Origin of the sequence: Bifidobacterium sp. ESL0784 (assembly GCF_029433295.1) — a bacterium.
Classification (GTDB): domain Bacteria; phylum Actinomycetota; class Actinomycetes; order Actinomycetales; family Bifidobacteriaceae; genus Bifidobacterium.
In genome coordinates this window covers 439,051-459,251 of the sequence record NZ_JAQTHV010000001.1, presented here as the reverse complement: position 1 = coordinate 459,251, position 20,201 = coordinate 439,051, and the positions used below count along the sequence as shown (strand labels likewise).

General features: G+C 58.0%; 14 protein-coding genes, 1 tRNA gene and 1 pseudogene. 1 reads left to right on the top strand and 15 read right to left on the bottom strand.

Annotated elements, in window-relative coordinates:
* Positions 1-25 precede the first annotated feature (25 nt).
* The 9 genes from secE to dapE form a co-directional block, all read right to left on the bottom strand.
* A complete protein-coding gene (gene secE / locus PT279_RS01725) occupies positions 26-253 on the bottom strand; it encodes a preprotein translocase subunit SecE (protein ID WP_277164844.1) in 228 nt (75 codons plus the stop codon).
* Positions 254-282: 29 nt separating this feature from the next.
* Positions 283-358 (bottom strand) — tRNA-Trp (locus PT279_RS01720).
* A 202-nt stretch (positions 359-560) separates the two neighbouring features.
* Positions 561-1,766, bottom strand: coding sequence for a pyridoxal phosphate-dependent aminotransferase (locus tag PT279_RS01715; protein ID WP_277164842.1), 1,206 nt, complete (start codon positions 1,764-1,766; stop codon positions 561-563).
* 105 nt (positions 1,767-1,871) lie between these two features.
* A complete protein-coding gene (proB, locus tag PT279_RS01710) occupies positions 1,872-2,999 on the bottom strand; it encodes a glutamate 5-kinase (protein ID WP_277165212.1) in 1,128 nt (375 codons plus the stop codon).
* Between the two features lie 72 nt (positions 3,000-3,071).
* Positions 3,072-4,775 (bottom strand): GTPase ObgE, encoded by a 1,704-nt coding sequence (gene obgE, locus PT279_RS01705; RefSeq protein WP_277164840.1) that lies wholly within the window; start codon positions 4,773-4,775, stop codon positions 3,072-3,074.
* 179 nt (positions 4,776-4,954) lie between these two features.
* The gene (rpmA, locus tag PT279_RS01700; RefSeq protein ID WP_277149079.1) at positions 4,955-5,206 is read right to left on the bottom strand and encodes a 50S ribosomal protein L27; all 252 of its coding nucleotides are present in this window, start codon (positions 5,204-5,206) and stop codon (positions 4,955-4,957) included.
* A gap of 40 nt (positions 5,207-5,246) precedes the next feature.
* Positions 5,247-5,555 (bottom strand): 50S ribosomal protein L21, encoded by a 309-nt coding sequence (gene rplU / locus PT279_RS01695; protein WP_277143582.1) that lies wholly within the window; start codon positions 5,553-5,555, stop codon positions 5,247-5,249.
* Positions 5,556-5,769: 214 nt separating this feature from the next.
* Entirely contained in the window at positions 5,770-8,874 is a 3,105-nt protein-coding gene (locus tag PT279_RS01690; protein ID WP_277164838.1) for an Rne/Rng family ribonuclease, read from the bottom strand.
* 277 nt (positions 8,875-9,151) lie between these two features.
* A complete protein-coding gene (gene dapE, locus PT279_RS01685; RefSeq protein ID WP_277164836.1) occupies positions 9,152-10,342 on the bottom strand; it encodes a succinyl-diaminopimelate desuccinylase in 1,191 nt (396 codons plus the stop codon).
* A gap of 280 nt (positions 10,343-10,622) precedes the next feature.
* Between dapE and PT279_RS01680 the strand changes: the two genes are divergently transcribed.
* Positions 10,623-11,564 carry an AEC family transporter gene (locus tag PT279_RS01680; RefSeq protein WP_277164834.1) on the top strand — a complete coding sequence of 314 codons (942 nt, stop codon included), beginning with the start codon at positions 10,623-10,625 and terminating at the stop codon, positions 11,562-11,564.
* A 374-nt stretch (positions 11,565-11,938) separates the two neighbouring features.
* On the opposite strand, the gene PT279_RS01675 is transcribed toward PT279_RS01680, so the two are convergent.
* The 6 genes and pseudogenes from PT279_RS01675 to argS form a co-directional block, all read right to left on the bottom strand.
* Positions 11,939-13,549 (bottom strand): Maf family protein, encoded by a 1,611-nt coding sequence (locus tag PT279_RS01675; RefSeq protein WP_277164832.1) that lies wholly within the window; start codon positions 13,547-13,549, stop codon positions 11,939-11,941.
* Between the two features lie 145 nt (positions 13,550-13,694).
* Positions 13,695-14,822 carry a homoserine kinase gene (locus PT279_RS01670; protein ID WP_277165210.1) on the bottom strand — a complete coding sequence of 376 codons (1,128 nt, stop codon included), beginning with the start codon at positions 14,820-14,822 and terminating at the stop codon, positions 13,695-13,697.
* An 89-nt stretch (positions 14,823-14,911) separates the two neighbouring features.
* Positions 14,912-16,294: a homoserine dehydrogenase gene (locus PT279_RS01665; RefSeq protein ID WP_277164829.1), complete on the bottom strand. Its 1,383-nt coding sequence runs from the start codon at positions 16,292-16,294 to the stop codon at positions 14,912-14,914.
* Positions 16,295-16,382: 88 nt separating this feature from the next.
* Complete coding sequence (locus PT279_RS01660) at positions 16,383-17,999, bottom strand: diaminopimelate decarboxylase (RefSeq protein ID WP_277164827.1); 1,617 nt, start codon at positions 17,997-17,999, stop codon at positions 16,383-16,385.
* Between the two features lie 176 nt (positions 18,000-18,175).
* Positions 18,176-18,586, bottom strand: a complete 411-nt coding sequence (locus tag PT279_RS01655) for a GNAT family N-acetyltransferase (RefSeq protein ID WP_277164825.1) — start codon at positions 18,584-18,586, stop codon at positions 18,176-18,178.
* A 110-nt stretch (positions 18,587-18,696) separates the two neighbouring features.
* Positions 18,697-20,157 (bottom strand): annotated as a pseudogene (argS, locus tag PT279_RS01650) (arginine--tRNA ligase); the annotation flags it as partial.
* Positions 20,158-20,201 lie beyond the last annotated feature (44 nt).

The following is a 20,201-nucleotide window of genomic DNA, read 5'->3' as shown; positions in this document are numbered from 1 at the left end:
TAGTCACCTTTAAAATCGTTTACGCTCAGCCGAAGATCCAAAGAGTCAGCTTGCCGAGACCGAAATCCATTCCCGAAACAAGCGCCATCAGCAATACGACGAAAATAAACACTGCAATAGACCAACCGGCCAGCTCTTTGGCGGTTGGAGTGACAACCTTACGCAGCTCGTCGATAACCTGCTTGATGAACAAGCCGATGCGCATGAAAATATTCGGCTTGACGCTCTCTTCAGACTCGTGTGCCTTCGCCATATCCGTCCTTCGTTTGGCTTGTGATTACTTGGCAGGGAAGGCGGGACTCGAACCCACAACCTACGGTTTTGGAGACCGTTGCGCTACCAATTGCGCCACTTCCCTAGGTGAACTCTGTCTACGATACTCGAAGCACGAGACCATGCGACATAAACCGCCGAGGAAATAGTTTAGCCCATTTCTGTGGTTTCGTCCACTCCTCGTGTCGCGGCAAGACCAATTGTGCCGTGCCCAAATAAGGCTATGGCGCGCCTAATTCGGATAACCACTCAGATTTTCAAGCAATCTCGCGTAAAACGATATGACCTCAGCCGACCCATTCCTTAAAACGCCGCATGCCCTCGGCCAAGTCATCGTCATCAAGCGCGTACGAGAAACGTAGGAAGCCGGGGGCGCCGAAACCTTCCCCGGGGACCGCCGCAACGTGGGCCTCATCAAGCAACAGCTCGGCGAGTTCGGAGGAAGTCTTGGCTGCTGAGCCGTTCTTGCCGAGCGGATGGCCCAGCAGCGCAGTGACATCGGCGAGAGCATAGAACGCGCCTTTGGGGGTACGGCAAGTCACTCCATTGACAGCGTTGAGACCGGCGACAATGGCCTTGCGACGCTTGTCAAACGCCTTACGCATCATTGCCACCGCATCCAGCGATCCGGAAACCGCCGTAAGAGCCGCCTGCTGGCAGACGTCAGCGACGTTCGAAGTCATATGGCCTTGCAGCTTGGCGGCGGCTTTGGCCACCGGAACGGAACCGATAAGCCAGCCGACACGCCAGCCGGTCATGGCGTAGGTCTTGGCTACGCCGTTGAGGACGATAAGCTGGTCGCGGACTTCCGGCACCACCGCGCCGATATACGCCGTTTTTTCACCGTCGTAAGTCAGGTGTTCGTAAATCTCGTCGCTCAGGACCCAGACGTGGTGCTCCACGGCCCACTCGCCTACCTCGCGCACCGTTTCCTCGCTCCAGACCGCGCCGGTCGGGTTCGAAGGGGTATTGACGAAGATGGCCTTGGTGCGCGGCGTACGCACGGCCTCAAACGCTTCGACCGTTGGTTCGAAGCCGTTTTCCGGACCGCTGAAGACTACCACGGGCTTGCCGCCGGCTAGTTTCACGGCCTCGGGATATGTGGTCCAATACGGAGCGGGAATGATGACCTCGTCGCCGGGGTCGATCAGAATCTGCAACGCTTCGTAAACGGCCTGTTTACCGCCGTTGGTCACCACCACCTGGTCTGGCGAAATCTCGTAGCCGGAATCGCGCAGCGTTTTTGCGGCAACAGCCTTGCGAAGTGCAGGCAGGCCCGGAGTCGGGGTGTAATGGTGGTTCTTCGGGTCACGGCAAGCTGCTGCGGCGGCATCGACCACGTAATCAGGTGTCGGGAAATTGGGTTCGCCGGCACCGAAACCGATGACGTCGACACCCGCAGCTTTCATCGCCTTCGCCTTGGAATCCACGGCCAAGGTAGCGCTCGGCGCCACACAATTGATACGGTCACTCAACGTCTGCCACTCTGCCATTTTTATCTCCCGCGTTTCTCGGTATGTTTTCCACTACCAGATTAGACCGCTGTGGCGAATTGGTGTATCCGACATGCAAAAAACTGAGACGAGAAATGAGAAGGATTACAGCAAGACCAGATTATCGCGGTGAACCAGAGGATGGGCGTATTCCTCGCCGAGCAGGCGCTTGAGCTGGGAGGTGTCACGACCGAGAGTGTGCGGAATCTCATCGGAATCGAAACTGGAGAGGCCTTTGGCGATATGATTGCCGTCTTCATCGTCGATCCAAACTGGGTCACCGGCGGAAAACTCGCCGTGGACTTCAAGTACGCCGGCGGCAAGCAGGCTGGCCTTGCCTCCGAGCACAGCCTTGATCGCGCCTTTGTCACCAACCAGCGAACCGCGCGGATTCGCGGCGAAACCAATCCACAGGCGGCGCGAAGAATCGCGGTGAGCTGCCGGAGCGAAGGCCGTTCCTGTCGGCTTGCCACTCAGAACGTCGGCGATGTTACCGGCGCTGGTCAGCACTACAGGGATTCCGGAATTGACTGCTATACGGGCCGCTTCGAGCTTGGTCACCATGCCGCCGCTGCCGACACCGGATGAGCTGCCGGCCACCGAGACTTCGTCCAAGATCTCGTCGACGTCTGGCACGAAACCGACCCGCTTGGCATTTGGCTTGGAAGGTGGAGCGGTATAAAGGCCATCAACATCGGTGAGCAGAACCAAGGCATCGGCACGCACCAGATTGGCCACCAGTGTGGAAAGATGGTCGTTGTCGCCGAAACGAATTTCGTTGGTCGCCAACGCGTCGTTTTCATTGACAATCGGTACCACGTTGAGGCCAAGAAGACGCCGCAACGTGCGCTGAGCGTTGCGATAACGCGAAGCGTGCATCGTGTCGTCGGCAGTGAGCAGAATCTGGCCGACACGCACGCCGTAACGCGCGAAACCGGTCTCATAATGCTGCATCAGCACGCCCTGGCCCACCGATGCCGCAGCTTGCTGGGTGGAGACGTCGGCCGGCCTTGCGTCGAATCCCAACGGACCAAAACCAGCTGCGATGGCACCGGACGAAACCAGCACCATGCGGGTACCACGTCTCGCGGTTTGTGCCAGGACCTCGACCAAAGCGCTGACCTTGCCGACATCCAAATGGCCGGACGGCTTGGTCAGCGAGCTGGAGCCGACCTTGACCACCACGGTCCGCGCGTTCGCCACCGCAGCTCGTACCTTTGCTTCCGTCTGCATTCCGGTCTCCGACATTTCAGCCACGCTTCGTCATTATCTTTCCGTTACCACTCAAAAACCGCCGTATGAACCTTATTTTTCAGTGGTTTCCTGCTCGTCGAAATCGTCATGACCGCCGAGAATCGCATGTTCGTCGTGACGGTCGTCGTCGACGCTCGGGTCGGCCCAGTGGCCGGCGGTGCGTTCCTGACGCATGGCCTCGCGCACGGCGGTTTTGGCGTCCATCATCTCATGATACTGGCGACGACGCTCGGCGTTAGTGCGGCGGCGGACACGGTTGCCATCGGCTCCGTCATCCAGGCGCAAATCCTTGCCTCGGGCACCCAGTTGGGCACCGTCGAGCATTTCCGCGCCCGCGGCGATGGTCGGATCCCAATCGAAGGCGACCGCGTTCTCGCCCTTGCCGATACGCACTTCGTCGCCAGGCTTGGCACCGTGGCGACGCAAATCGTCCTCGACGCCAAGCTTGGCGAGACGGTCGGCGAGATAACCCACGGCCTCGTCGTTGTCAAAATTAGTCTGACGCACCCAACGCTCCGGTTTCGTACCGGTGACGGTGAACCATACGGCTCCCCGCCGGTTGCTTTCACGCTCCACATGGAAATCAAGCGATGTGCCGCGTTCATCATCGGCTCGCCGACGTCTACGCACCGGCTGTTCCAACGGCTTGATGACTATGCGTTCCTCATCGCGCTCAGCCTCTTCCTTGGCCAACTTCGTGCGCAGTTCGGTGACCATCTTGCCCAAAGCGAAACCGAGCTCTTTCAAACCTTCGTGCGAAGCGGTGGAGACGATGAAGGTCTTCAACCCCATCTTCTCGAATTCCGGGCGCACGAATTCCGCCAATTCCTTGGCCTCGGGCACGTCGGCTTTGTTGAGAATGATGACGCGCGGACGTTCCGGAATCGGGATGACACCGAGCGGCAACTTGAGCTGGGCAGCATATTTTGCCAGTTCGTCTTCCAGCGCGTGATAGTCGGAAATCGGGTCACGATCCGGCTCCAACGTGGCGCAATCAATGACATGCGCGATGATTTCGGTACGCTCGATATGACGCAGGAATTCAAGGCCCAGGCCCTTGCCCTCCGAAGCCCCGGGAATCAGGCCCGGCACGTCGGCGATCGTATAGCGGTATTCCTCAAGACTGACCACACCCAGGTTCGGGACCAAGGTGGTGAACGGATAATCGGCAATTTTCGGCTTAGCGGCGCTCATCGCGGCAATCAGGCTGGATTTGCCGGCTGACGGGAAACCGACCAACGCCACGTCAGCGATGGACTTGAGCTCAAGTATTACGTCACGTTCCTCGCCGGGCTCACCAAGTAGCGCGAATCCGGGGGCACGGCGTGTCTTGTTGGCCAACGCGGCATTGCCGAGGCCTCCCATGCCGCCTGCAGCGGCGACGAATCTGTCACCGACATGACGCAAATCAGCCAGCTCACGGCCAGGATGCTTGGCCTTGCCCTGCGCGCCCTTGGCTTCGAAAATCACGGTTCCCGGCGGAACCGGCAGCACCACGTCGGCACCTTTCGAGCCGTCTTTGGTGTCGCCCAAGCCCATAGTGCCGCTTTCGGCCCTGCGGTGCGGAACGAAACGATAATCCAAAAGATTGTTGGCATTGGCATCAGCCACAAAGATGACGGAACCGCCGTCCCCGCCGTTGCCGCCGTTCGGCCCGGCCAATGGCTTGTACTTCTCACGCTTCACGCCTGCGGAACCATTGCCGCCATCCCCGCCCTTGACGTGGACGGTCACTCTATCTACAAAGTCTGTCATATTTCCTTACCTTACCGGTGGGTATTCATCTTCCCATACCCCCACCGACGAGCCGCGGGATTATCGTTTTGGGCAAAAGCCGCTATCGGCGCACACCAACAGCTAACTCATCGAAATACATAAAAAGGCCGCACCCGCTGGGTACGACCTTTTTGTTAAAGCTAATTAAGCTCGACTGCTCACTCGGAGACTACGTCGACGACCTTGCGATCGCGGCGAACGCCGAACTTCACGTTGCCGTCGGACAGCGCGAACAAGGTATGATCCTTGCCGGTGCCGACGTTCTGGCCGGCGTGGAACTTGGTGCCACGCTGACGAACGATGATGTTGCCGGCGACGACAGGCTCGCCACCAAACTTCTTCACGCCGAGGTATTGTGCGCTTGAATCGCGACCGTTGCGGGAAGCGGATGCGCCCTTCTTATGTGCCATTGTCTGTTCCTTTCAGTCTTTATTTACCGTAACCTAAAAATCAGGCGATTGCCGTGATCTTGATGACGGAAAGCGGCTGACGATGACCCTTGCGACGGGCGACACCAGTCTTGTTCTTGAACTTCTGAATGTTGATCTTCGGACCCTTGGCCTCATCGTCAACGACCTCGGCCTTGACGGAAACCTTTGCAAGATCCTTGGCGGCGAGCGTCACCTTGGCGCCGTCGACCACGAGCGCGACCGGGAACTCCACGGTATCGCCCTTCTTCGCATTGAGACGGTTGACCAGGATGACGTCACCGACCTCGACCTTTTCCTGATGGCCACCGGCCTTCACAATCGCGTACATATCTCGTTCCTTGCTATTTCGAAAGCTAAACTGCCCAGCACGTCTTCGACTTCCACGGCCAGACACCAGTCTTTTAGAGTACACCGACCCACGTACTAACGTCAACCAATATTAACGGCATGTCGGTACGTTGCGGCCAACCTGGGGTGTTGTGTTCCCGATTTCACCAAAGAAAGGCAAAAGCGAAACACGGAACCCAAACTGACTCCCAGCCCTAGTCGGCTGACGATTCAGAAGAAGACACATCCGAATCGGAGGACTCTTCCTTCTCCTCATCGTTGGCCGCCACCGCCGCCGCTGCAATCTGTGCCAGCTTGGCCTTGACTGCCGGGCTTGAGCCCTTCGGAGCCTGCACTTCAGGAGCACTGCCGTGGCCATGCTTGTTGGTGTGGACGAACGGATCGCCGCCCTTCATAGCATAGGGATCAGCATAATCAGAGGAAATCGTGGGTTCGTCGTGGAGGATGAAGCCGCGGCCCTTGCAGGTCGGGCATTCCTCGGAGAACGCCTCGACCAGACCCTGGCCGATGCGCTTGCGGGTCATCTGCACGAGGCCCAGTGAGGTGACTTCGGCCACCTGATGCTTGGTGCGGTCGCGCGCGAGGCATTCGACCAGGCGCCGCAACACAAGGTCGCGGTTGGCAGGCATCACCATGTCGACGTAATCGATCATGATCATGCCGCCGATATCGCGCAGACGCAGCTGACGAGCGATCTCTTCCGACGCCTCGAGGTTGCAACGGGTGACCGTCTCCTCAAGCGACTTGCCCTTGCCGATGAACCGACCGGTGTTGACGTCGATGGTGGTCATGGCCTCAGTGCGGTCGATGACGATCGAACCGCCGCTGGGCAGATAGACCTGACGTTCCATGCCCTTGCGAAGCTGGGAATCGATCTGCCACTTATCGAAGACATCCTTGCCCTGATGCTCTTCCGGATCCCACTTTTCGAGGCGATCCTTCAAGTCGGGGGCCATGGTGTCAAGGTATTCCTCGATGCGCTCGTAGACCTTGTCGCCCTCGACGATGAGCTTGGAGAAGTCGTCGTTGAAGATGTCACGCACCACGCGGATAGCGACGTCGGGCTCGCCCTGCAGAAGCTTCGCGCGCTTGCCGTTGTGATAGAGCTTGCGCTTGTCCTCAATCTTGCTCCACTGACGCTTGAGGTTCTCGAGATCCTTCTTCAGTGCGTCCTCGCTGGCACCGTCAGCTGCAGTACGGATGATAACGCCCATATCCTTCGGGGCGATCTTGGAGACGATGGACTTGAGCCGGCCGCGTTCGCGTTCGGGCAGCTTGCGGCTGACACCGGTCATGCCACCGGAGGGGACGAGCACGAGGAAACGACCCGCGAGCGTGACCTGCGAGGTCAGGCGGGCGCCCTTGTGGCCAATCGGGTCCTTGGTGACCTGTACCAGAACGGGGTCTCCGGACTTGAAGGCAAGTTCGATGCGGCGTGGCTGACCTTCCAGACGCGTGGCGTCCCAGTTGACCTCGCCGGCGTAGAGCACGCCGTTGCGAGGCTGGCCGATGTCGACGAATGCGGCCTCCATGCTGGGCAGCACGTTCTGCACGCGACCCAGATAAATGTTGCCGACGGTGGCGACTTCCTGGATGTCGGAAACATAATGCTCGACGAGCACGTTGTCTTCGATTACGGAAATCTGGGTGTGCTGGCCCTTTTCGCGCACCACCATCAAGCGGTCGACGTTCTCGCGACGGGCGAGGAAGTCCTGCTCGATCAGCTGATTCTGACGGCTGCGTTCACGGCGGTTGTCGCGGCGGCGCTGCTTCTTGGCCTCAAGACGAGTGGAGCCTTCGATATCGGTGATCTCGTCGATATACTGCTGCTTACGCGAGCGACGCGAGGTCGAACGCGACGACGAATCGCGCCCGCTGTCATTTTCATCGCTCTTGGAGCCACGATGACGGCGACGGCGACGGGTCAGCGGCTGGTCGTCATTGTCCTCATCGGACTCGCGCCTGCGACGGCGTGTCTCGCCACGACTCGACGAATCCTCATCGCGCTCGCCGCGTGAGCCACGAGAGCGACTACTGCGGCTTTCGTTCTCGTCTTCCTCATCCTCGTCATCATCACGTTCACTGCGGCTGGAACCGCGTCCACTTCGAGTACGACGCGAACTGCGCTCGTTTGAACGGTCACTGCCTCGCCTCCGACGCGAGCGCGCTTCGGACTGTTCGGCCTCAACGTCATCAATCGGACGATAGATGATGTCATCATCCTCGAGGTCTTCCTCAATCTGCTCAACCTCGTCGGCGGCATGACGCTCTTCAGCATTGAGCCTGCGACGGCGGTGCGTGCGGCGCTCGGTGCGCTCGGCAGCTTCCTCATCATAAATATCGTCATCAATATCCGACCGGCGCGAACGACGGGAAACACGCGGGGAATTCTCATTGTCATCCTCGTAATCGCGATTGCGACCATCGGATTTGCCGCGTCTTGAACTTGACCTGCCCCGACGCTCCTCCTGCTCTTCGTCCAAACGGTCATCGTCACGCTCGGCACCACGCCGCGAACGGTTGCCACGCCCGGAACGACGCGATCCGCTCTCGCCATCCTCGTCATCATCAGCTGCGCGGGAACGAGAACGCCGGCGAGGCGTTTCGCTTTCCCCGTCATCCTCACCTGCGCCGGGAAGCACAGGCTCTTGGAAAAGCAACGACGTCATCGGGCGAGGAGTGCGACGACTTTCGTGGCCTTTGGGCAGTCCTTCGACGGCGTCAATGACACGATCCTCGGTAGTTTCGATGTCGGTTTGCGTTTTGGGTTCGCCGTCTGACACGGAATCGGCAGACCTGGTACGTGACCTTGCACTGCTCGTGCGGCGGCTACGACTTGTGGGGGAAGCTTTGTTCGATCCATCCTCGGATTCTTCGCTTCTTGTATTTTTCCTGCGCGTTTGCGATTCATCGTTCGAGTCTTCATCGCTACGGACACGGCTACGTGTACGGGTTCTTCTTCTCGTGCCGGATGCCGAGGTTTCGCCACCACGCGAAGAAGAGGCCGTTCCGCCGGCCTTCGTGCCTGGCGCTTCTGCGCGTGCGTCGGTTCCGTTTTCGTCGGGATTTTCCTCGCCTTTTGCCGATTTGGCACCTTCACGTTCCTCGACTTTCAAGGCGACGTCGGCGCCCGCCGCGCCTGCACCGCGTACTACACGACGACGAACCGTACGTCGACGTGTTGTGGACTCGCTATCCGCAGACGAGGATGAAGAAGAATTGGTATCATTTAATTTGGCGTCGTCGACTTGCTCGACCCCGCCTCGGGTTACTCTGGGCACAATGCTCCTCGTCGACATGCTGCAATCATGTCGGCTTATCTGGCCGTCTACAGCTCTCACACCGCGCTCTCACCGCGGCCACGCAACACTCGCGCTTGTAGCCGGCAATCTAAAAGTCTACGTTCGTCACGGCGGACACCGACACTCGCGGATTAGCACACGAGGGGATCAACGCCATCGGAATTCGGCAACTTGCAGAATCACCGACTTTCATTATACGTCCATCGCGCGTCAATAGGGCGCAAACTACGTAAAAATTGCCCGCGAAGCCTCCACCAAACAATCGATTGACCCGCTAACGCAACCAATCCTCAAGGATTTCGGCAAGCAGCGTGAGCTGGCTTTCCGGTATCTGCTCGTCGGCCTTGTGCGCCAAGAGCGGAGAGCCGGCTCCAAGATTGACGGCGGGAACGCCGATGGATGAGAAGCGGGCGACGTCGGTCCAACCGAGTTTGGCTTGGGGCTTCAGACCGGTTTTCTCTTCGACCAACTTGGCCAGGGAAACGGCGAGCGGGGCATCCATTCCTGGGCGGGCGGAAGGCGATTCATCCTTCATCTCGATATCGAAACCCTCGAACATGCCGCCGGTAGCCTTGTGCTCGTCGTTGCCCATTTCGGCTCCGGCGTCGGCTCCCATCATCAGCGCCTTGGCGGCCGGCAGATCCTTGTCGGGCGCGAAACGATAGTTGACGTGGATACGACACTCATCGGGGATAACGTTGGTGCCTTTACCACCGGATATCAGGGTGGCGTTGACGCCTTCACGGTAGGTCAGGCCGTCCACCTCGATATCCTGCGGAACGTATGCTGCAAGCCGCTCGAGGACCGGTGCGGCTTTGTGGATGGCGTTCTCCCCCATCCAAGCACGTGCGGAATGGGCGGCGACGCCATGGGTGACGACGTCGAAACGCATGGTGCCGTTACATCCGCCTTCGATGCCGCAATCGGTAGGTTCGCCGATAATCGCGAAATCGCCCTCTATCCATTCGGGATGGGCCTTCGCGACTTTACCAAGGCCGTTCTTTTCCGCCACGACTTCCTCGTGGTCATAGAAAACATATGTAAGGTCATATTTCGGTTCCGTCATCGTCGCCGCCAGATAGAGCATCACGGCGTCGCTGGCCTTCATATCGGTGGCGCCGCGGCCGAACATCACGCGTTCTCCCAGATCCGCTTTCGCCACCACATCCTCGCGGATACGCTTGTCTCCCGGCTTAAGCCAAACCGGCGGGAAATTGTCGATAACCGGAACCGTGTCAAGATGTCCGGCAAGCACGACTCGCTGATCCCGTCCGAGCGAAGTCGAGGCGACCACCGTGTCCCCCATGCGGCGCACTGTCAAATGCGGCTGGTCGCGCAGAAATGCCTCCACATCGTCGGCGAGCGCCGTCTCGTCGTCGGAGACGGAATACGACTTCATCAAGCCTTCGAACAATCCGTTGAGTGCGGCTTTGCGCGTGGTTCCCTGTTTTATCGTCAAACTCATGGTTTTATCCTAGCGAACCGGCGGCGAGATTTCACACATCTGCCAAATCCGGGACACGACCAGCATTCGCTACTTGTCAGCGCCCGACTGCGAAATCAAATGGATTCCCTACTGTTTGTCAGATTTTGTTTGATGTCGTCGGCCTATAATGCCCTCAAATATATCGAACGATGGTTCCCTGCTGATTATGTTCTGAGACGGGTCTTCACAAATCGCCAATCATGAGATTATATTAAGGAGGGCATGGTTTATGTAGGCCGCAGCCAAGGGAGAGAGATTCATGGGTTTGCTGAGCGCGATGCAGGGATTTGTGGTCATCGCCGTCATCATCGGAACCGGCTACGTGGCGGCGCGTTTCAACGTCGGCGGACCAACCGCCCAAATGGTTTTGAACCGCTACGCGTTCTTCGTTACCAACCCGTTTCTGATGTTCGCAATCCTTTCGAAAGAACCGATTCTGGAGATCTTCCATCCCTCGATCATTGTCGCGTTTTTCTCCGCGCTGGCCGTAGGCGTTCTTTTCCTGATTTTGAACAAGCTTTTCTACCATATGGGACCTGCCGACGCGACGGTGGGTGCGCTCAACTCGCTATATCTCAACTCCAATAACATCGGCCTGCCTATCGCCACCTATATTCTCGGCAACCCCGCGTTGGTCGCACCGATTCTGGTGATGCAGCAGGCGATTTTCACGCCGATCGCGCTCACGGTCTTGGACTATACGACCACCGGCAAGATGTCGCTCAAGAAGGCGCTGATGCAGCCGCTGCACCAGCCGCTGCTCATCGGCTCGCTTGGCGGGATTCTGGTTTCGGCGATAAGCGCATGGATTGGTTTCTATCCGATTCCGAAGTTCATTTACGACCCGGTCAACATGATCGGGCAGGCGGCGGTGCCGATGATCCTCATGGCGTTTGGCATGTCGCTGCATGGCACCAAGCCGATGCAGAACAAGAGCTCGCGTTCGGCCGTGATCGGGGTCACGATCCTGAAAAACGTCGTGATGCCGCTTATCGCTTTCCTGATTGCATTCTTCATTATGGGCTTCCGCGGCAAGGTGCTTTACGCCTGCGTCGTGCTCGCGGCGCTGCCGGCCGGCCAGAACGTCTACAATTACGCGGCCCGCTACAATGTCGGCATGACCTTCGCGCGTGACGGCGTGCTGATTTCCACGGTTTCCAGCCCTATCGTCATCGCCATCATCGCAGCGATTTTGAGCTGAAAACGGCAGGAGGATTCCGTTCGTCGCCCAAGCAACAGCATCGAAACCTCTAAATCGATTATCAACGTATCGGTACTGTGAAGACACAGCATTGAGAAGCCTCCAAGGCAAATAAATCATTCCCTGCTGCAAATGCGACAATTGGCAATTTTCGATGCGCGCTATTCTGCGGTTTTTACCTAGGCACAATAAGAAAATACAGCATTGAACCCTTAATCATTCTCATTTTGTGTTCAATGCTGCAAACGTGAAGACCAGCTGTATCAAATGCCATTTATGTCGAATTCCGAGAACCGACAATATATCAAATACAAGCCATGCAAATCAAACGTAAGTTCGCATTCCACGCTTGTCGGCGTGAATGAAGGTGCTGATTACTGGTTGCGGTAATCCTCGGCCAAGATATTGAGACGATCGATGAAATGTGGCCAATCGGTGTTCATCGCGGTCAAAAGCTTGCGCTTGGGCACCTCACTGACTGGAACCCAAGCAATTTCCATGCTTTCGTCGTCGTTGGGATGCGGATTGACCTCGTGGCCCGGCTTCTCGAAAGCGAAAACCGTGGTATAGGCCCAAGGGCCGTGCTCCTCGCGATGGGTGCCGATGACCTCGATATCTTTCGGGGTGATGTTGGCTTCCTCGTAGCTTTCGCGCAAAGCACCCTCGATCGGGCTTTCACCGTCCGCAAGCGCCCCGCCTGGAATGCCCCATGTGCCGCCTTCCGCGCTCCACATCGCGCGATGTTGCATGACCACATCCGTGACTTCGCCGGTTTCCTCGCTGCGTCGTGCAAGCAAGACCCCGGCAGCACCGTTCAATCCCCAATGACGACGGCCGCAGGCGCACTGCACCCAACCATCGCCAGGCTGATGGACGTTGTCTTTCGGTGGGACGATTGACGCGGTCTGCGCTTCCGCCTTTGCTCTGGCGGCTGCAGCGACGGTTTTCGCCTTCATACTGGACTTGATTTTGCCAGTGTCTACTTGGGATTCGCTTATAACTGATTCGTTATCAGTTCCAATATTTCCAGCATTTATCGATACCGAATCGGAATCAGCATTTGTCTCAGCGTTGCTCGCAGTTCTTGCGGCCTCCATTCGAAGTTTCGCCGCAGCCACTTTGCCGAGACCTGCGTTCCACAAATCCGTCCAGGCAACGCCCATTTTCTCGACCATGCGGCGCAACAGCGGCAGACTCAGACCGAGCACACCACTCGGGTCGCCGTCGACGCCGTCGATGAAAGCACCACCAAGGCCTTCCAACGTAAAACAACCTGCCACTTCCAACGGCTCACCAGACGCGATATACGCCTCGATATCACGGTCGGAATAATCGCCGAAACGCACCGTGGCATGACTCGAAGCCAGCTCCTGACGTCCAGTAGCGAAATCAATCAGGCAATGGCCTGTCCACAATTCGCCTGACTTGCCACGCATCGCGATCAAACGTTCGCGCGCGACTTCCGGCGTGTGCGGTTTGCCGAGTGCAACGCCATCGAAAAGGAACATGGAATCACAGCCGATGATCAATGGACCAACTTTGGCCACGGCAAACCCGGGATGTTCGGCCAGAGCTTTCTTCATCGGCTCGGCCTCAACCGGCACGGAGACACCGGAAAAATCGCGGGTCAGCGTCGTCGGGTCACCGTTCGCGGGTTCCGCCGAGATTGCAGCGCACTCGGTGTCATCATTCTGTTCTTCGGCCTCAAGCGGATAAGCCGTAACCTGCTCTCCACCAGCATTCCGAGCCGCTCGCGCGACCTGAAGATATGCCTGATACACACTCTGCGACTTGGCCTGCGCAAGAATCATCACGCGCTGCTCGCAGCTCAGAGAATCGACGGCGATACCACGCGCCTTGGCCTCGGCGGCAAGCGCGGCCGGCTCATCGACGTGCGAGACGTGGATAGTCGGGCTGATGCCGGCGGAATTGAGCACGTTGCGCCGGGAAGGCGACTGTGAGGCGAGAATCAACGGAATCGACATAACACTCCAAACATTTCACCGGTCGAAACCGGCGTAAAACTTATCTATTGCTACCCTACCCAAATTTTGCGCCGGATGTCAGGGCTAATCATATAAATGCGAGAAATTACGAACGTCACCGCTTCACTCCCGGTCTGGCTGCAAACTATAATAATTCGATCTGAACGCCTTGGGGACTGACAGGGAGATGGAGGACGCGCCAGTGGCCGCTTCCCAGCTGAGGGGCGACGACCTTGTCGATTTCGGCTGAGACATCGCCGTAGTGAAGGACCAGAACGCACGGGCCCGCGCCGGAGACGGCGGCGGCAAAACCTTTGGCGCGCAATGTTTCGATAAGTTTCCATGAAGGCTGCATCAGCCCTTTGCGATAGGGCTGGTGGAGTCTGTCTTGCGTGGCGGCGAAAAGCAAAGCGTTCGAGCGCGAGGCGACGGTGGGATTATCGACATTATCGGAAACCGATAGATTATCATTTGCCGATTGGCTGACGGAATCGTTGACAAGGCTCTTCGGGTTCATCGCAGCTGGGAGCAGCGCGACACGGGAGATGTTGAATACCGCATCCTTATATGACAACTTCTGCGGCAGAGCTTCACGCGCCTTTTGCGTGGAAAGCTCGAAATCGGGGACGAAGACGGCAGCGGTCATGGCGCTGGAGACCGGATAGTTGACGGTATGGAATCCGGCACGCAGCGGCTCGCCGCCGGGAATGCCTACACTCCCGACACCTTCTGCGGTCTGAAAATTCCACGAAACCGTAAGTCCGCCGTAAACCGCGGGAGCCACGTTGTCGGGATGGCCTTCCATCGAAGCGGCCAGCTGGAAAACCGTTTCGCGGTTGAAATCGGCGTCCCCCTGAGCGAAAGCGGCCGCAGCGGCGATGCCTGCGACGATGGCTTCAGCCGACGAACCCATGCCACGCGCCTGCGGGATATTGTTGTGCGCCTCAAGGGTGAAGCCGAAACGACGCAGGCCGAACGACTCGCAGGCACGTCGGAAAGCCGAGACTACCAGATGCGTCTCATCGTGGGGCAGCGTGTCCTCACCCTCTCCGTAGATGATTACCTTCGCGGTGGTATCTGAAAAATCGACCCCGTTACGTTGGCCGGGTTGACTATTTGGGTTGTTCAGATTATCGACTGGCTCATTTTCATTGATAGTAAATGTGAGCTCGTCGTGATAATCCAGCGCCAAGCCGACGGTGTCGAAGCCGGAACCGAGATTCGCGCTCGTGGCGGGCACGCGCACCTTGACCTGCCGAACTTTTGGTGCCATTCCTGCCATACCCGTCTCCTCAAACCCCTATTTGCCAACTATTACCAACCGATAGCAATAGCATAACGCAGACCTGACGGAACCTAGCCTTACATCTCACGCAGAATCGAAGGCTCGCCGACGACGAAATCGAACTTGCAGACGTCATCGACTGTTTCACGCAATGTCGTCTCGCTGCACCGGTGCGTCACGACGCGTAGGGTCTGCAACTCGCCGGAATAGCCCGGATCGTGCGGGGTGGGCTTCAAATCCTGGTTGATACCGTTGATGGACACGTTGTGGTCGGCGAAAGTCTTGGAAATCGCGGCAAGGATGCCGGGCCGGTCGCAAATGCAGAACCGAACAGCGAACGCGGCATGGGACGAGCTCAACGGGGCCTTGGGCAGTTTCTGGTAGGTCGAGATCTGCGGACCCGTGGCGCCTTGGACGATGTGACGGGCCACGGTGACGATGTCGCCCATAACGGCCGATGCCGTGGGAGTGCCGCCCGCGCCGCGACCGTAGAACATTAGATCGTCAGCCGCCTGCGCATGAACGAATGCCGCGTTGTAACTGCCATGAACACTGGCAAGCGGGTGATCGTCGGGAATCAACGCGGGATAGACGCGAGCAGAGACGCCGTCTTTATCGTCACGCACGACGGCAAGCAGCTTAATGACCTTGTGCTCTGCTGTCGCCAATGCGATATCGTCAGCGGTAATATTTGTAATACCTTCCATGGTGACGTCATCAATGCTCACCGGGGTGTGGAACGCAAGCGAAGCGACGATGGCCGCCTTGTTTGCGGCGTCCTCGCCCTCGATATCACCGGTCGGGTCGGCTTCGGCGTACCCCTTGGCCTGCGCATCTTTCAGCGCTACGTCGAAATCGAGGCCCTTCGTAGTCATTTCATCAAGAATGTAGTTGGTGGTGCCATTGAGGATGCCCAAAACGCTGGTAACCCTGTCGCCGGCCAACGACTCACGCAGGGGGCGAATCAGAGGAATCGCGCCGCCCACCGCGGCCTCGAAGTAGATATCGACCCCGTCTTCCTCGGCCGCGCGATAAATCTGCGGACCATGCTTCGCAAGCAACGCCTTGTTGGCGGTGACCACGGAAGCGCCGCTGTCGAGAGCCTTCAAAACCAGGCTGCGGGCGGGTTCAAGACCGCCCATGAGCTCGACCAGAATGTCGCTATGAGTGGCAACGTATTTGGTGTCGGCCGTAAGCAGAGATTTATCGATCCAAGGGAAGTCGACCTTTTCGGGGTCGCGGCAGGCTATACCGGAAATCTCGAGCGGCTGGCCGATGCGCTGCTGCAACTCGTCCTTTTGCTCCACCAGAATCCTGGCAACTTCAGAGCCGACGGTTCCAACACCCAACAAACCTACGCGAATCGGGGTCGCGCTGTTGTGAATGCCTTTGCGCAGGACTTCAGCCTCGCTGCCATCGTCCTGCGTTTGCTGCCGCGACGAACCTTCCACCTGACCCATGCTCTCTCCCGTTTCAACCACACATCGCACTTGTATAGACTTACCAATCCTAGGAAATGAATTCGACAGGCGGGAAAGACCGGTACTCTCAGCTCACATCGAGGGCGAGAAGGTCATCGATGGTCTGGCGGCGCAGCATAACGTGAGCATCTTTATCACTGACGGCGACCACCGCGGGAATCAGGGCCTGGTTGTAGTTGCTGGCCATCGTGCGGCCGTAGGCACCGGTGACGGGGACAGCGAGAATGTCGCCACGCTTGAGATCGCGGGGCAGGCGGCATTCATGGACGAGGATATCACCGGATTCACAGTGCATGCCGACCACGCGGGAAAGCATGGAATCCTTGAGATTACCGTTTTCGTCTTTCTCACCGCCACAGTCGCGATTGGCGAGCTGAGCCGTGTAATCCGCGCCATAAAGGGCCGGACGAATGTTGTCGCTCATGCCGCCGTCGACCGAAACGTAGGTGCGTTCGCTGATTGGGTTTCGGGCTTCGTCTTTTGTGCCTTCCGGCAGCGCGACGTGCTTGATGGTGCCGACGCGGTAGAGCGTCACGCCCGCCGGAGCAACAATCCAACGGCCGGGTTCGAAGGAGATGACCGGAGCCGGCATACCAAGCGCCTTGTTGATTGAAGTGACGGCCTGCGCGAGGCGGCCGAGCTCGACATCGATGTCCATGGAGTCCTCGGCATCGGTGTAGGCCACGGAATAGCCGCCACCCAAGTCAACTTCGGACATCGTGTAGGCATCGGTGGCGTAGAAGGTCTTACGCAGCAGCATCATGCGTCGCGCGGCCTCTATGAAGGCGTTGGCGTCGTGAATCTGCGAGCCGATATGGGAATGGATGCCGACCAGCTCAAGGTCTTCCTGACGCTTGTAAATGTCTTTGAGCACGGCGAGCGCCGGCCCGTCTGCCACGGCGTTCATGGCTTCGGCGAGCGCGCGTTCCTCGTCGGAGATCTTGACATGGCTGGTATCGTAGGGATATTTTACGGAGTAATCGAGCTTTGGCTTGTACAGAGCATTCACCGACGTTGAGGCTGACGAAGCGGAATCACCGGCAGTTGTATTGCTCGGCTTGTTTTGGTCATTGCCGAGCTTACCGAGAATATCAAGTACTTCCGGACCAACACCCGCCGGAAGCAGCGGGACACCGAACTTCTGGTCCTCGTGGGCGGTGGAAATGTATTCGTGACCGCCGGCGTGAATGCCGGAGGTGACACGCAACATCACGCGGGCGCGCTTGCCGAGGCGATGCGCGATGGCGGCGATGCGGGCGGGTTCGTCAGGCGAGTCGACGACGATTTTCGAAAAACCTTTCTTGATGGCCAGCTCGATCTCCTCATCGGATTTGTTATTGCCGTGCAACACGAGCCTGCGGCCGGGCGCACCAGCGGCGAGCGCGATCTGAATCTCCCCCATCGAACAGGTGTCAACGTGCATGCCGGCCTGCGTAACAATGCGCACGACCTCCTTAGAAAGGAACGCCTTGCCCGCGAAACTGACGTGGGTGGTGTTGGTATTGAACGCCTTCGCTGCTGCGGCGACGAACTTTTGCGCACGATCACGCACTTCATCGGTATCAATCAAGTACAACGGCGAACCGAATTCGTCGAGCAACGATGCGGCGCTGTGCCCGTGGAACGTCAGTTCGCCGTCTTTATTGAACGCCGTCGCTTCCGGCCAAATCGGAGTGATGCCCATATCTTTCGCCTCTTCTGTTCGTCTACCATAGAATTTTAAGCTGTACATAACGATAGCGAATCATCGTGAAAATGCAGGAATCATCTCACCTTGACAACTTATTTGCAGTAATCGCACAAGAAATCTCCTAAGGGGAATGTGATATTAGGACAAATAGAAAAGTGACGGGAAAACATTCAGCCGTTGCAAATCTGCATGGCCACGCCATCCGGCATGATCTCGAACCCATGCTTTTGATAGAACGTCGCGTTCTTGCTTTCTTCCGGCATGACTTCAATGTAGAAGTAATCGGCGTAACGCTGTTTGACCATCTCGACCATGTGACCGGCGATTCCCCGCCCTTGATATTTGGGATCAACCAATACGTAATGCATATAGGCCATCATCGAGGTATCATCCAGCACCCGCACCAGCCCGACAAGCCGATCACCGTCCCACGCCGAAAAGACCGTGGAGGAACCCATCAGAGCCTTGTACAAACGTTCCGGGTACTTTCCGGAAACCCAATCGACGGAAAGGAAGAGATGCTCGACCTGATCGCGCGTAAAACATTTTTCATCCGTGAATTTGATGCCTTCGTCGGCCATTTTCCTCTCCTTTGTTTCACTTTCTTCGTATTGAGCCTATCTGACACATAAAAAATCGGCCGCGCTGTTCCACAATGGAAGACGCGACCGATTTGCTATATATTCTTCTCTCACATCTTGTCGGGTGCAGTGACGCCGAGCATCGCAAGGCCGGAGGCAATGACGCGCTGGACGGCGTCGTTCAACTGCAAACGGGCTGCGGCACGGGCAGGCTCAGGGTTCTTGGCGATGCGGACGGCCTCGAGCTTGGCAGCGTCCTTTTCGCGGGCCTCGAGATCCGTAAGATCCATCGGCACCACACGCTCGAGGTTGTACCACTTGTGGTAGGTTCCGGCGAGCGCTTCGAGATAGTGCGCAATCTTGTGCGGGGCACGCAGGTCGCCGGCATCCGAAACGACGGACGGCCACTGGGCCAGAGCACCAAGCACTTCACCGTCGGCGGGAGTATCAAGCAGCGACAAATCGGCGACGTTAGCATCGATCTTCGCGGCTTCGGCGTTGCGGTCGACGTTGCAGCTGCGGGCGTGCGCATACTGAACGTAATACACTGGGTTTTCGTTGGTATGCGAGGCCAGCACGTCGAGGTCGATGTCGACGCTGGTGTTGTAGTCGGTGCGAGCAAGCGAATAACGCGCGGCGTCCACGCCCACGGCCTCGACCAGATCGTCGATGGTGACGACGTTGCCGGCGCGCTTGGACATGCGCACGGCCTTGCCATCCTTCATCACGTTGACCATCTGGCCGATGAGAATCTGCATGTTTTCGCCAGGCTTGTCACCGAACGCGGCGCACATCGCCATCATGCGGCCGATGTAGCCGTGGTGATCGGCACCGAGCATGTAAATCGCGATGTCGGCCGGCGCGGAAGGCTTGCCGTTACGGTGGCGTTTGTTGTAGTAATAAGCAATGTCGGCGGCAAAGTAGGCATACTCTCCGTTGGATTTGATGATGACGCGGTCCTTGTCGTCGCCATGCTTGGTGGAGGCGAACCAGGTGGCTCCATCCTTTTCGTAGATGTCGCCCTGCTCGCGCAGCTTGGCGATGGCTTCTTCCACAGCACCGTCCTGATACAGGCTGTTCTCGTGGAACCATACGTCGAAGTTAACACGGAAATCCTTCATAGACTGCTGGATTTCTGCGAACATCATCGGCACCGCGCGCTTGCGGAACTCCTCGCGCTGCTCGGAATCGCCCTCGCCGAGCGGATTGCCATCCTTGTCTTTGCCGCCATCGACGCGCGGCAGGTTCAGCACGTCGATGCCGTCGGCCTTGGCTTCGGCAATGACACGATCGGCGATTTCGTTGATATACGTGCCTTTGTAGCCGTCGGACGGGGTTTCCTCACCGTGAGCGGCTGCCACGAGCGACTTGGCAAAGCGGTTGATCTGCTCGCCATGGTCGTTGAAGTAGTATTCGCGTACCACCTTGGCTCCGTTGGCCTCAAGCACACGGGCCATGGAGTCACCGGTCGCGGCCCAGCGCACACCTCCGATGTGGATCGGGCCAGTCGGGTTGGCCGAAACGAATTCGAGGTTGAGCGTCTTGCCGCCCAAGTGGTCGTTCAGGCCGAATTTCGTGGAATGAACGGTTTTCGCCTCGGTCTCGGTTCCAGCAG